At 46.4% G+C, this 12,289-nt stretch carries 12 protein-coding genes; 6 read left to right on the forward strand and 6 right to left on the reverse strand.

All coding sequences use genetic code 11. The features are described from left to right. Nucleotides 1-71: 71 nt before the first annotated feature. The 3 genes from QUB30_RS20365 to QUB30_RS20375 form a co-directional block, all read right to left on the reverse strand. A complete protein-coding gene (locus QUB30_RS20365; RefSeq protein WP_333336863.1) occupies nucleotides 72-1,712 on the reverse strand; it encodes a radical SAM protein in 1,641 nt (546 codons plus the stop codon). 343 nt (nucleotides 1,713-2,055) lie between these two features. Continuing rightward, nucleotides 2,056-2,565, reverse strand: a complete 510-nt coding sequence (lspA, locus tag QUB30_RS20370) for a signal peptidase II (protein WP_333336865.1) — start codon at nucleotides 2,563-2,565, stop codon at nucleotides 2,056-2,058. A gap of 259 nt (nucleotides 2,566-2,824) precedes the next feature. Further along, a complete protein-coding gene (locus QUB30_RS20375) occupies nucleotides 2,825-3,403 on the reverse strand; it encodes a biotin transporter BioY (protein WP_333336868.1) in 579 nt (192 codons plus the stop codon). Nucleotides 3,404-3,862: 459 nt separating this feature from the next. On the opposite strand from QUB30_RS20375, the gene pstS reads away from it, so the two are divergent. The 4 genes from pstS (at nucleotide 3,863) to pstB (ending at nucleotide 8,178) form a co-directional block, all read left to right on the forward strand. After that, on the forward strand, nucleotides 3,863-5,050 hold the full coding sequence (gene pstS, locus QUB30_RS20380) for a phosphate ABC transporter substrate-binding protein PstS (protein WP_333336870.1): 1,188 nt from the start codon (nucleotides 3,863-3,865) through the stop codon (nucleotides 5,048-5,050). Nucleotides 5,051-5,401: 351 nt separating this feature from the next. Next, nucleotides 5,402-6,358, forward strand: a complete 957-nt coding sequence (gene pstC, locus QUB30_RS20385; protein ID WP_333336871.1) for a phosphate ABC transporter permease subunit PstC — start codon at nucleotides 5,402-5,404, stop codon at nucleotides 6,356-6,358. Between the two features lie 34 nt (nucleotides 6,359-6,392). After that, on the forward strand, nucleotides 6,393-7,286 hold the full coding sequence (gene pstA, locus QUB30_RS20390) for a phosphate ABC transporter permease PstA (protein WP_333336873.1): 894 nt from the start codon (nucleotides 6,393-6,395) through the stop codon (nucleotides 7,284-7,286). A gap of 91 nt (nucleotides 7,287-7,377) precedes the next feature. After that, entirely contained in the window at nucleotides 7,378-8,178 is an 801-nt protein-coding gene (gene pstB / locus QUB30_RS20395) for a phosphate ABC transporter ATP-binding protein PstB (RefSeq protein ID WP_015176818.1), read from the forward strand. A gap of 233 nt (nucleotides 8,179-8,411) precedes the next feature. Here pstB and QUB30_RS33920 read toward each other — a convergent pair whose 3' ends face one another. Next, nucleotides 8,412-8,675 carry an NblA/ycf18 family protein gene (locus QUB30_RS33920; RefSeq protein ID WP_445300524.1) on the reverse strand — a complete coding sequence of 88 codons (264 nt, stop codon included), beginning with the start codon at nucleotides 8,673-8,675 and terminating at the stop codon, nucleotides 8,412-8,414. Between the two features lie 135 nt (nucleotides 8,676-8,810). Here QUB30_RS33920 and QUB30_RS20405 point away from each other — a divergent pair, with 135 nt between their 5' ends. Both QUB30_RS20405 and QUB30_RS20410 read left to right on the forward strand, forming a co-directional pair. Next, nucleotides 8,811-9,407: a phycobiliprotein lyase gene (locus tag QUB30_RS20405; RefSeq protein ID WP_333336875.1), complete on the forward strand. Its 597-nt coding sequence runs from the start codon at nucleotides 8,811-8,813 to the stop codon at nucleotides 9,405-9,407. Between the two features lie 300 nt (nucleotides 9,408-9,707). Continuing rightward, entirely contained in the window at nucleotides 9,708-10,466 is a 759-nt protein-coding gene (locus QUB30_RS20410; RefSeq protein ID WP_333336877.1) for a phycobilisome rod-core linker polypeptide, read from the forward strand. A 361-nt stretch (nucleotides 10,467-10,827) separates the two neighbouring features. On the opposite strand, the gene QUB30_RS20415 is transcribed toward QUB30_RS20410, so the two are convergent. Together QUB30_RS20415 and QUB30_RS20420 are read right to left on the reverse strand one after the other, a co-directional pair. After that, nucleotides 10,828-11,262 (reverse strand): hypothetical protein, encoded by a 435-nt coding sequence (locus QUB30_RS20415; RefSeq protein ID WP_333336879.1) that lies wholly within the window; start codon nucleotides 11,260-11,262, stop codon nucleotides 10,828-10,830. Nucleotides 11,263-11,292: 30 nt separating this feature from the next. Further along, entirely contained in the window at nucleotides 11,293-12,258 is a 966-nt protein-coding gene (locus tag QUB30_RS20420; protein ID WP_333336881.1) for an RluA family pseudouridine synthase, read from the reverse strand. Nucleotides 12,259-12,289 lie beyond the last annotated feature (31 nt).

Genomic DNA, 12,289 nt, shown 5'->3' on the forward strand with positions numbered 1-12,289 from the left:
GTTTTCCTTATCATATTCTCAAAAAGCAGAACACCCAGATCGCAGACTTCTTACTTAAATAAGTCTGGTATCTAAACGAGAATTAGTGAATTCCCATATCCTTTTGTATGACTCATCGCCTCCGCTAAATGCTTTTTCAAAGTGGCCTCCGGTAGCGGTCCTTTTAAATGACTCCAAGGCAAAACCTGCTCCAATTCCCACTTTTGAAAAACATAAAAATCCATCTCAGGCAACTGTCCCCGCAACTCCTTAAATGCCCGCCGATAACTGCCCAAAGTATCGCCGTAATGCCGCACTAATTCCAACAGCCGAGACAACCGCCGATCGCCCTTTGACAACAAACCCTGAATCACCGACCAGTTATAGCTTTCAGGTCTAAATTCTAAACCTAACTTCCGCAATTCTTTATCTAAAAACTTCAGCCTCTTCTCCGCATCTTTATTCACTCCCAACCACTGAAAAGGAGTGTGAGATTTCGGGACAAAAGTGCTGCATCCCAGAGTCAACCGCAAACCGGGAGCGGCTTTTCTAATCGCCCGCATCATCTCCACCGTCTCCTCTAAATCCTCCATTTCTTCGCCGGGAATTCCCGCCATCCCGTAAAGTTTAATTCCCTTTAAGCCGCCAGCCTTAGCATTGATAGCAGCTTGAATAATTTCGTCATTTGTGAGTTTTTTGTTAACGATTTTGCGGAGGCGTTCGCTCCCGCTTTCCACCGCAATTGTCACAGATTTGCTGTCTCGGTTGGTCAATATTTCTGCCAATTTAACTGTCACCGTATTCGTCCGTACCGAAGAAAGACTCAGCCGCACGCCCTCGTATTTCGGATGATTCAAATGATCCAGCAACGCTTCAAATTCCGGGTGCTGAGTGACCGAAGCACCCAACAAACCCAAACGATTAGTCACAGCTAAACCGCGATCGATCGCCGGAATTAGGGAACCCTCCAAACTCGCAGTTCTAAACGGCAAAGTCAGATAACTTGCCAAACAAAAACGGCACATTTCGGGACAACTCCGAACCACTTCCACCATGTAAATATTTTCCCAAGCCGCTTTTTCTGTCACCACAGTGGAAGCAGATAAAGTATTGCCGCGATAAGTCTGTTTTTCAACCATACTGGGAATTCCCGAATCGACAGGCTGAATCGATTTAATACCCTCAGCCGCATCCAGATAAGTTACTTCGTACAAACTGGGGACGTAAACTCCCGGAACTTGGGCTAAATGCCGCAATTTAGTTTGTCTGTCGGCGGTACGGACTTGTTTACAAGCATCAATAAAATTGTCTATGAGATGTTCGCCATCTCCCAGCAAAATCACATCAAAAAAATCGGCAAAAGGTTCTGGATTCGCAGTAAAAACCGGGCCACCACCGAAGACGATCGGATGATTATCACTCCGTTTTGACGCCCAAATCGGAATTTCTAGAGATTCCAATAAATTGAGAATATTTACATAGTCTAGTTCCCAAGAAAGCGAAAATCCCAGTAATTCTGGATTTCGGGGAAGTTGTTCCCGGATATCAGTAAATAAACGGCCCACTTCAATATCCGATCGCACAGCCAAAGTTGCCCACACTATCTGATAGCCGAGACTGGTAATACCCACGGTGTACTCGTTGGGAAAAGCAAAAATAGTGGGGATAGCATCAGCATCGGGGGTTGCTGGGGCAAATAGTAAGCGTTCTTGAGCAAAGGGATTAGGAGTCATCCGATTTTAGATTTTAGATTTTAGATTTTAGATTAGGGAATTTAGCCCACGGATAAATCCGGGAGTTTGTGACCAAATTGCTTTTGATCGCGGGGAAGTTTAGCCTTAGCAATAAAAAATCTAATTATAGCTCATAAATGACTCTAACCTTAAGTTGAAACCTAGATTTTCTGGTAACAGACAACGGACAAATGACCGAAAGCAATTGGTTGCCAGGCCGCCGGATTCATCAGTGGATCGGCAAAAAAAGCTAGCCATCCGATAAACCTGAAAACGGTACAGCCCGTGGGTGGTTAATCAAAAATAGAAAATAGAAAATAGAAAATCGATTAACTTGTTAAAGTTAGTCTGAAATAGAATTGCGATCGTCTTGGCTTCTCGGCGGCGGTGCACTGTGAAAAGTTGCAATCAGCAAACAGATAATCCCAGCATTAATAAACACATCGGCCAGATTAAATACCGGGAACCGAATCAGCCGAAAATCGATAAAATCTACAACATGGCCCGAAACAAATCGATCGATCCCATTCCCCAGTGCTCCCCCCAAAATCAAACCGTAGCCAGCTTGTTCCCAGCGGTTAATGCGCGGCCCGAACCAAGCCAGCACAATCAATCCCACACTAACGCCCAAAGACAGCCAGCGCAACCAAATCGCCCCGCCATTGCTGAAAAGACTAAAAGCCGCACCGGTATTAACAACATAAGTGAAGTGAAACACTCCGGGTAACAGCGGCTGCGTCTGCGGAGGAACCGTCAAGTCAAAATTTTGTACCACCCAAAACTTAGTCAGGTGGTCTAAAACTAAACTGATAACAGCAGCAACCCAGAACAAGGGATTTCTTTTAAAACGCATGAATTAAGCAATAGAAAATGGGGCATCGGGCATGAGAGAATTTACTCCAATCTCACTTGTCATTGCGAGCAGAATGCAGTGCAGCAAAGCAATCCCAGCCGCAGCGAGATTAATCTCCCGTTTGGCAATGATAGTATAACCTTATTTTGGACACTTACCAGTTACCTCTTCCTTCTTCCTTCTTCCTCCTTCCTTCTTCCTGAAATCCGTTACATCCGTTACATCCGTTACATAATCCGTTGCCGAACTTCCTTCGCAATTAATAAAACATCAAGCGGCGTAAAGTAAATGACAGCACTGCGATCGCACAAACTACCGCCAATTGTCCCGGCAGGGGATAAACCGAATATTTAAGAATCTCATCGAATAAAGGTGTTTTTTTTGCCGGAGGCAGCCAGTAAGTAAAAATTAGATAAGTTAAGCCGATCGCGTGAACAGTGAACAAACCGCACAAACAGCTAAAAGCCATAGATTCCAGCCGCGAAGCCACCTTAAAAGCCACCCAGCCGCATACCCAAGCACCAGGCACAAAACCCAGCAAATACCCAAAACTCGCTTCTTTGAGATAGCCGATGCCGCCGCCTTGAGAAAAAACTGGCCACAAACTTAATCCTAATGCCAAATAAGCAATTTGCGAGAGAGCCGCAGCATTTTTTCCCCCCATGCAGCCTACTAGCAAGACGGCTCCAATTTGATAGGTAACACCTAAAGAGTACGCCTGAAGTCCTCGATCGTCCCACAACCCAATCGGAATTGTGACAGATGCAGGCAAAAAAGTGCCTCCTATCGTCAGAAGCAAACCAATAACAGCCCAGATTAGTTCAATAGGAGCAGGCATTATAGCAGAAGAAAGAAGGAAGACCGAAGTTGCAATCGACCGTTTATGTTTGTGCACTTAAGAACGTCCTAACCGTCAGGGCGGTTGCCATATCATCAAACAGCATTCGTCAGGATGTATTTGTCAGATGCAAGCTTCAATGCCCGCAGCTTTTAAATTCTTAATACTAGCACTACTGTCAAAATAACCACCATTGTATGGTTATCTGGTTCTCAAGCCTCGATCTTGTGATAATTTAATCGGGAATTTTTCGCGATCGGGCGATCGACTGCTTGTTTCCGTAGCTATTTCTCTGCCCTTTACCTTATAAATTCACAATTGTCAAGCTCATAAATAACATTAATAATATTAATTAATATTAAATTGCCATTAAGTGTAAAGATTCTTAACCTAACCTTTACTTTTGCGCGCTATGCTGATGCGGGACACCCATATAACGATCGAAACTTTTGTATACCTATGCTTTTTCGTCTCAACTTGATTAATTCAAACCGTCTGACTACTGCAATTTCCGCTACGGCGATCGCCCTCAGTGTAGCAGCTTGCAGCAGTCCCAGCACACCCACAGGCGGCACTACCAGCCCCGGCGGCGACACCGCAGCATCCCCCGGCGCATCCCCCGTTGCAGCCACGGGCACAGCGGAAAACACCAAACTCGCCCTAGCCTCAGACGTAGCCATCACCGCAGCCGGCGCCTCATTCCCCGCCCCTCTGTACCAGCGTTGGTTTCAAGACTTCAACAAAATCAACCCCAAAGTACAAATTAACTATCAATCAGTAGGCAGCGGCGCCGGAGTCGAACAATTTACCAAAGGCACAGTAGACTTTGGGGCCAGCGACACCGGCATGAAAGACGACGAAATCGCCAAAGTTCCAGCAGACAAAGGCGTGATCTTGCTGCCCATGACAGCCGGCAGCATCGTCATCGGCTACAACCTGCCAGACTTAACCGAACCACTGAAACTGCCACGGGATGTTTACGCAGATATCTTCGCCGGTAAAATTACCAACTGGAACGATCCCAAAATTGCAGCCGCCAACCCGACCGCTAAATTGCCCGACCAAGCCATCACCATCGTCCACCGTTCCGACGGTAGCGGTACCACCGCCGTCTTCACCAAACACCTGAGTGCCATCAGCCCCGACTGGAAAACGGCAGTAGGCGACGGCAAAACAGTACAGTGGCCCGTAGGCGTAGGCGCAAAAGGCAACGAAGGCGTCACAGCCCAAATTCTGCAAACCGTAGGCAGCCTCGGCTACATAGAATACGGCTATGCCAAAAACAACAATCTCAAATTTGCATCTTTGGAAAACAAAGCAGGCAGCTTTGTCGCACCTACCGACGAATCAGCTTCTCAAGCTTTAGCAACTGTGCCGATGCCGGAAAACCTGCGAGCATTTATCGAAGACCCCGAAGGCGCTCAATCCTATCCAATTGTCACCTACACTTGGATGCTCGTCCCCAAAACAGTTGCTGACCCCAACAAAGCCAAAACCATCGAGGCAATGGTTGAATACGGCTTAACTGAAGGTCAAAAAGTTAGTTCCGAATTGGGCTACGTTCCTCTGCCCCAAAACGTTAAAGAAAAAGTAGCCGCGGCCGCGGACGGCATCAGCCCAGATTACAAGATTGAGGTTGCCAAATAGTAATTGTTGACTGTTGACTGTTGACTGTTGTCCGTTGTCAGAGGGAAAAAAGCCCTTCGGCATTGCGCGTGCGGGTAAAAATTAGGAAGAACGAAGAGAGATATTTCTGTGGGGCGGGTTTTACCAGAAATATTTGTTAAAAAGTCAGGGGATTAATAAATCCGCCCCTCTTCTATGTAACAATCGGTGCATCTGTGTAGGGGTGGGTTTGACCAGAAATACTTGTTGAAAAGTCAGGGAATTAATCAACCCGCCCCTCTTTGATTTTATTTATGGTCTTTCTTTCTGCTTCGTTCTAGCTTTTTCCGAAACAGGCTATTTTCGGCTACTATATATTTGGTTTTTTTTTCTATGATTTCAGATAATAACAGCGATCGATCGCAGACCAGATCGCGCTCTGGGGCCGAAAAGTCCTTAGACCAAGGCTTTATCTGGCTGACGCGGATTTTGGGCATAGGAGTTGGTGTAATTTTGCTGGTAATCGCGCTCACCGTTGCTTATCGGGCTTTACCGGCGATTCAACAGTACGGTTTGGGATTTCTATTTGGCAGTAGCTGGAATCCGGTTAAAGAAGAGTACGGTGCGCTGCCGATGATTTACGGGACGATCGTCAGTTCGGCGATCGCGCTCCTAATTGCAGTACCATTAGGAGTAGGGACTGCCATCTTCTTGAGCGAAGATTTTTTGCCGCTGCCAGTGCGGACAGCTTTGGTTTTTTTAGTAGAACTTTTAGCCGCCATTCCTAGCGTAGTCTACGGTTTGTGGGGAATTGCTGTATTGATTCCCATTATTAGCAGCATCGGAAAGTTTCTCAACGGTAACTTCGGATGGCTGCCGATTTTTAGCACTCCGCCAGTGGGCCCGGGAATGTTACCAGCCGGAGTAATTTTGGGAATCATGACTTTGCCCATTATTACTGCTATCTCCCGCGACTCTTTGGCAAGTCTCCCGCCCGAATTGCGACAAGCATCTCTAGGTTTAGGAGCTACTCGCTGGACAACAATTTTTAGAGTGCTCGTACCGGCGGCTTTTTCCGGTATTGTCGGCGGAATTATGCTCGGGCTCGGTCGCGCGATGGGAGAAACAATGGCTGCAACTCTGTTAATTGGCAATTCCAATCAGTTAAGTCTTTCTGTGCTAGCTCCGGCAAATACTATTGCTTCTTTGATGGCAAATCAGTTTGCGGAAGCCTCGGGGTTGCAAGTAGCAGCTCTGATGTACACTGGGCTAATTCTGTTTATTATGACACTGATTGTTAATATTTTGGCAGAGTGGATTGTTTCTCAAGTAAGAGCAAAGTACAACTAGAAGTTTGCCGCCATTTCCTACATAGTTTTAGTTTATGTCAAATAGCGTCTCCGACGAGAATCCTTTGGTATCGAAAACAGGCAGTTTGAAGAAGGTTAAAAACAGCCCGCAAGCGCTGTTTAATCTTGCGATGACTGTACTGGCTGGAGCTAGTCTGGCAATCACTCTGCTGCCTTTGTTTGCAGTGCTTTCCTACGTCACGGTACAAGGTTTCAATCGCCTGAATTTAGACTTGTTTACCAAGCTCCCACCGCCGCCCGGACTGTCGGGAGGCGGGATCGCGAATGCAATTGTCGGTACATTGATGACCGTAGGAATTGCTTCTTTAATTGCTGTTCCTTTTGGTGTATTGGCAGCCGTTTATTTGTCGGAATTCAGCAGCGGCGAAGTAGCTCGCTGGGTGCGCTTTGCTACTAATGTCCTCAGCGGCGTTCCTTCGATTATTGCAGGGGTATTTGCCTACGGTTTGTTCGTGGTAAATATGGGAGGTTTTTCGGCAATTGCAGGGGGTGCGGCGCTGGCTGTGCTGATGTTGCCCACGATTGTGCGGACTACTGACGAAGCTCTACAAATCGTCCCGCAAGACATTAGATGGGCGTCGGTTGGTGTGGGTGCTTCTAATTATCAGACGGTGTTGCAGGTGGTTTTGCCTGCAGCCATTCCGGCTATTTTAACGGGTGTGACGCTGGCAATTGCTCGCGCTGCTGGAGAAACTGCTCCTTTGATTTTCACGGCGCTGAATTCGCCTTTTTGGCCGGCAGGATTTGATAAGCCAACTCCGAGTCTTTCGGTTTTGGTCTACAACTTTGCAACGGTTCCTTTTAAGGCACAGAAAGAATTGGCTTGGGCTGCATCTTTGATTTTGGTACTTATGGTTTTGCTGACGAGTATTCTTTCTCGCTGGGCTACTCACAAAAAAGTGTATTAAAGGGTGAGTTTTAAAAAGACATTCATGCACTTATGGTGAAGGTCGAATGTAACCCAGGTTTTGAGTAAAATTTCAGAGGATTGTTACCTGTATGATGATGGATTTAGACAAGCAAACGGAAACTATTTTACGGACCGAAAATATCAATATTTTTTACGGCGCTTTTCACGCGGTTAAAAATGTTTGTATGGAGATTCCTAAAAATCGCATTACTGCTTTGATTGGGCCCTCTGGCTGCGGTAAAAGTACAATTCTGCGCTGTTTTAACCGCCTCAACGATTTAGTTAACGGTTTTCGTTTAGAGGGTAGAATTGATTACTACGGTCAAAATCTTTACGCTCCTGATATTGATGCTGTAGAGGTGCGCCGCAAGATTGGGATGGTGTTTCAAAAGCCGAATCCTTTCCCGAAGTCGATTTATGACAATATTGCTTACGGTGCGAGGGTGAACAATTATAAGGGGGATATGGATGAGCTGGTGGAGAAGTCGCTCCGCCAAGCTTATTTATGGGATGAGGTGAAGGATAAGCTGAAGCAAAGCGGTTTTTCTCTTTCGGGTGGCCAGCAGCAGCGTTTGTGTATTGCTAGGGCGATCGCGATTAATCCTGATGTAGTGTTAATGGATGAACCTTGCGCTTCTCTTGACCCGATTTCTACGATTAAGATTGAGGAGTTGATGCGCGAACTCAAGGAGAAGTATACGATTGTGATCGTTACTCACAATATGCAGCAGGCTTCTCGGGTTTCTGACCTGACTGCTTTTTTCAATGCTAAACTTTCTGACGATGGGAAGCGGTTTGGCTATCTTGTGGAGTGTGACAAGACTGAGGTAATTTTCCAAAGTCCGAAGGAAGAGTCTACTTTAGATTATGTGAGTGGCCGTTTCGGTTGAGTCCCCGACAGGTTGAAGCCTCTCGCTACACAAACTATCGTCTCTCTCGCTTGAGACTAAAAACATTTAATTTGCTGAGTATGGTAGCGACAACAAAACCCGCGTAAAACTTTTGTGAATTTAGAATCCCGCTTTCTCCAAGAAAGCGGGATTCTGGGTTTTATGTTTAATAGCTCGATCGCACTTTTTGCAGATACAAGTCGCGGATTTTTTGGAAGAAGTTCTTGAAGAGTTCACATTTTCTTCATCCAATACTTTAACAGGTTTTCTTTCACCATGTTTTGCCGCATAACTTCGAGCAAATATTCCTGAGCTTGGTCTAGGCTTAAGCTTTTGACTTGTTCGCTCAGGACTTGCAGTTTGAACTGCTGTTCCATGCTGAGGCTGGTTGTAGGCATATCCATAAATAGCTCCTCCAGTTTGCTGAGATCGATGCGAGATCGATCGGAATGACGTTTCGCAGGATTTGTTGTGTCTCCTATATTGTAAACTATCATAACATTCGCTTGACAATATGTCCAAAGTAGACATTTTGAGACTAATTTGTGTAGCAAAAGTACATCTAAGTGGGGGGAGCTCTATCATAAAAAAGCGTCAAGACCGGGAAGCATAAGCCAAAGGAGATAGTTCGTATGGATGCAATGGAGTTTTTTCAAAGCAGTGCAGGGGAGTGGAGATCGCAGCGCAGCACTCACCACCTCGCTTTTCGTCAAGCGGAGATTGGGGATTCAAATATTCAGGTAACGGCGCTGGGTGCAGATGACGCGCGAATCGCCGAGATTTGCCAGATGCACGAAGTCGATCCGAGCCGGGCTGCTGGGGGGGCTTTTGTGACTTGGCACGGCTCGATGGCGTGGGATAAGGATGATGAGAATCATAAAGGGTCTACGGTGTTCGCGATCGTCCCCGATCCTGAAAATCCGCGACAGGGTTTGATGTTGCGGGAACGCGGCTATGCGGAAATTGTGCCAGTAGCGGGCCGTTTTGAGATGGATGATGAGGATGGGCTGCTGCTGATTACGGAATACGAGACGATGAGTTCGATCGAGCGTTTTTGGTTTGCTAATCCGAACGTGCGGATGCGCACAAGTACGGTAAAGCGCTTTGGGGGTTTCAGCACTTCGACTTTTTGCACGGAAATTCGGGTGGAACCAGACTCGGATGCAGCGAAGCAAGCAGCAGAGGATAAGGCAGTCACCACCGAGTTTTACTCAGCTTTGGGTTGGTAACTTGGCAATTGGCAGTCGGCGCTTGGCAGATATTGCCCTGTTCCCTCTTCTTTCTTGTTACCTGCTGGCGAAGCCGCTATAGCCCTCTTCCTGCTTCGCTCTTTTCACCCGCTCAGCTTCGCCGCTATAGCCTTCTTCCTTCCCCAAAATCAACAAATGTTACAGATTGTTGCAAAAATTCAGGAAAATCAGATTTAGATTGCGGGAATCCCCTAATCTGTATGTTGGTTAGTTGTATCATCACGCTGACCGATCGCAGTGTCAACTATTTCTGAAATTTGAGATAACGGAGATTTTAACGTGGCGCTACCTTTGATAAACTACGCCCCCAAGAGCCAAAACCAGCGCGTAGCTGGTTATGAAGTGGGGAGCGACGAGCAGGCTAGAATTTTCACAACTGAAAATGTGCTCTCGTCAGGGGACATGGAAAATTTGATTTGGGCTGGATATCGCCAGATTTACAGCGAACACCAAATCCTCAAGAGTAACCGCCAAAAGTTTTTGGAGTCGCAACTAAAGTTCGGCCAAATTACGGTGCGGGATTTTATTCGCGGTTTGGCGACTTCGGCTCCTTTCTTGGAGCGGAATTACCAAACTAACAGCAACTACCGATTTGTGGAAATGTGCGTGCAGCGCATTTTGGGTCGGGATGTTTATAGCGAGCGCGAAAAGATTGCTTGGTCGATCGTAGTAGCCACTAAGGGGCCTCAAGGCTTTATTGACGAGTTGGTCAATAGCGATGAGTACCTGGAAAAGTTCGGCTACGATACAGTGCCTTACCAGCAGCGCCGGGTGTTGCCTCAGCGAGTTGGAGGCGAAACGCCTTTCAACTTGAAGACGCCTCGCTACGGTGAGTACCACCGCTCGCAGCTAGGCTTCCCGCAAATCATCTGGCAGACGACTGTGCGCCGTTTTGTTCCTCAAGAGCAGCAAGCGAAGGCTGGCGATCCGTCGAACTATTTGGGTATGGCGCGCAATATGCCAACGCCTGCTACTCCGCCGCAGCGCGTGCCTCTAGCTAATATCAATATCGACACGATGGTTCCCCGTCGCAGGTAATTGATGCTGTCCTGATGCGATTATGTGTGTCGGGCGATCGACTGAATCGATCGGCTTTTAGGCTGAGAGAGTTTTGAGTCTTGAGTTTTGAGGTTTGAGTTTTTTGCTAAACTTGGAATCCAAAACTTAGGACTCATACTTTTTGGAAAAGAAGTTCGGCAACGAGCAATGTACCGGATTTAACGGCTCAATATTAGACTTGAATTGAAGCCCTTGGCTCTCCAATCTTTAAATGTATCTGCGTTCATCTGCGTTCCTCTGCTTTCATCTGCGGTTTCCCTCTTGCATCAAAGATTTAGGCAAGAAGTTGAATGAATAAAAAAGCAAGGGCAAAAAATGTTTATACAAAGAACTTTAGCGATTAAAAAGGTACAGGATCGGGTTCTGACGGTAACAGACTTACACCCGTATAAGCTGATTTGAGTGTATCAAAAATGTATTCATAAGCTTCTTCAAAGTGTCTGGGTTCATCGACGAGAATCTTGAAGTCGTGACCCCAAGGATAAACAGTCACAATGAAATTGTCAATAACTTTGTTAACGCTCAAATATATTGTGACTGTTTCGCGATCGCTATTTTCGGGATTTTCTGGATTTTCACAGATATTTATAAGACCATTAAAATGCAGTACGCCATCTTCGTCAAACTTCTGATTTTGTTTTTCAATTTGGCATTCCAAATAATCGCTCATTTGCTTGATAAAAATTTCACTAAAATCCTGACAAGCTTCGCAGGATTCGCGATATGCTTGCCGGGATGCGGCGTAAGCTTTGCAAAGTTGCTCAAATTTAGACATAGAAATTACCAGTGTTAACTGCCCGAAATATCAAATATTAGCTCGCAGGCGCAATATTTTTAGCAGGGTGTTGAATTGATCGGGCAAAGGTGCGATCGCCTCTATGAATTTGCCTGAAATTGGATGCTGCAATGTCAGCAGCCATGCGTGGAGGGCTTGTCCGGTTAAATTGACGCCGATAGAACGGTTGGAACTGTACATCGGGTCGCCGACAATGGGATGTTTTATCTCCGCTGTATGCACGCGAATTTGATGGGTGCGGCCGGTTTCTAATTGATAGTGGATTAAGCAATAGTTGCCAATTCTTTCTTTGATTGTCCAGTGAGTAACTGCGGGGCGACCGCCTTTTTCTACTGGTACTACTGCCATTTTTTTGCGGTCTGTGGGATGCCGACCTATGGGTAGGTCTATTGTGCCTGTTTCGGTGCTGGGAGTGCCGTAAACTACGCCTAAATACTCGCGGCGGGCGGTTTTGCTTTTGAGTTGGGCTTGCAGGTGTTGGTGGGCGATGTCGGTTTTGGCGATCGCGATCGCACCTGTTGTATCTTTGTCTAATCTGTGTACGATTCCCGGCCGCTGAACTCCGCCTATTTCTGCTAGGGGACAGTGGGCTAAGAGAGCATTGACTAATGTACCGTCTGCGTGTCCGGCGGCTGGGTGGACGACTAATCCGGCTGGTTTGTTGATGATAATTAGGCTGTCGTCTTCGTAGAGAATGTCGAGGGGAATTGCTTCGGGCTGCAACTTTGTGGGCTGGGCTTCCGGTAAAGTGAGGTGGATGCGATCGCCCGTTTTTACTGATATTTTTTTCGAGGTGCAGGTTTCATCGTTGACTTTGACATTGCCTTGTGATATGAGGCTTTGGATTCGCGATCGGGATAAGTCCGGTATCTGGTTTGACAGCCAAATATCTAATCGCTGATTGACATTACTGCGATCTAATTCCTCTGTATTTTCTACTGTGTAAATCTGTGCCGCAGTGTCTGTTTCTATCATTTACTTTTTACTATTTTTTGCCAAGTGTGTA

Source organism: Microcoleus sp. BROC3, assembly GCF_036702515.1.
Lineage (GTDB): Bacteria > Cyanobacteriota > Cyanobacteriia > Cyanobacteriales > Microcoleaceae > Microcoleus.

Excerpts from the sequence above, each read along its gene's own strand:
- pstB (WP_015176818.1), top strand. The coding sequence starts at position 7,378 with ATGATGATGGATTTAGACAAGCAAACGGAAACTATTTTACGGACCGAA.
- pstC (WP_333336871.1), top strand. The coding sequence starts at position 5,402 with ATGATTTCAGATAATAACAGCGATCGATCGCAGACCAGATCGCGCTCT.
- QUB30_RS33920 (WP_445300524.1), bottom strand. The coding sequence starts at position 8,675 with ATGATAGTTTACAATATAGGAGACACAACAAATCCTGCGAAACGTCAT.
- pstS (WP_333336870.1), top strand. The coding sequence starts at position 3,863 with ATGCTTTTTCGTCTCAACTTGATTAATTCAAACCGTCTGACTACTGCA.
- QUB30_RS20405 (WP_333336875.1), top strand. The coding sequence starts at position 8,811 with ATGGATGCAATGGAGTTTTTTCAAAGCAGTGCAGGGGAGTGGAGATCG.
- QUB30_RS20415 (WP_333336879.1), bottom strand. The coding sequence starts at position 11,262 with ATGTCTAAATTTGAGCAACTTTGCAAAGCTTACGCCGCATCCCGGCAA.
- pstA (WP_333336873.1), top strand. The coding sequence starts at position 6,393 with ATGTCAAATAGCGTCTCCGACGAGAATCCTTTGGTATCGAAAACAGGC.
- QUB30_RS20365 (WP_333336863.1), bottom strand. The coding sequence starts at position 1,712 with ATGACTCCTAATCCCTTTGCTCAAGAACGCTTACTATTTGCCCCAGCA.
- QUB30_RS20420 (WP_333336881.1), bottom strand. The coding sequence starts at position 12,258 with ATGATAGAAACAGACACTGCGGCACAGATTTACACAGTAGAAAATACA.
- QUB30_RS20375 (WP_333336868.1), bottom strand. The coding sequence starts at position 3,403 with ATGCCTGCTCCTATTGAACTAATCTGGGCTGTTATTGGTTTGCTTCTG.
- lspA (WP_333336865.1), bottom strand. The coding sequence starts at position 2,565 with ATGCGTTTTAAAAGAAATCCCTTGTTCTGGGTTGCTGCTGTTATCAGT.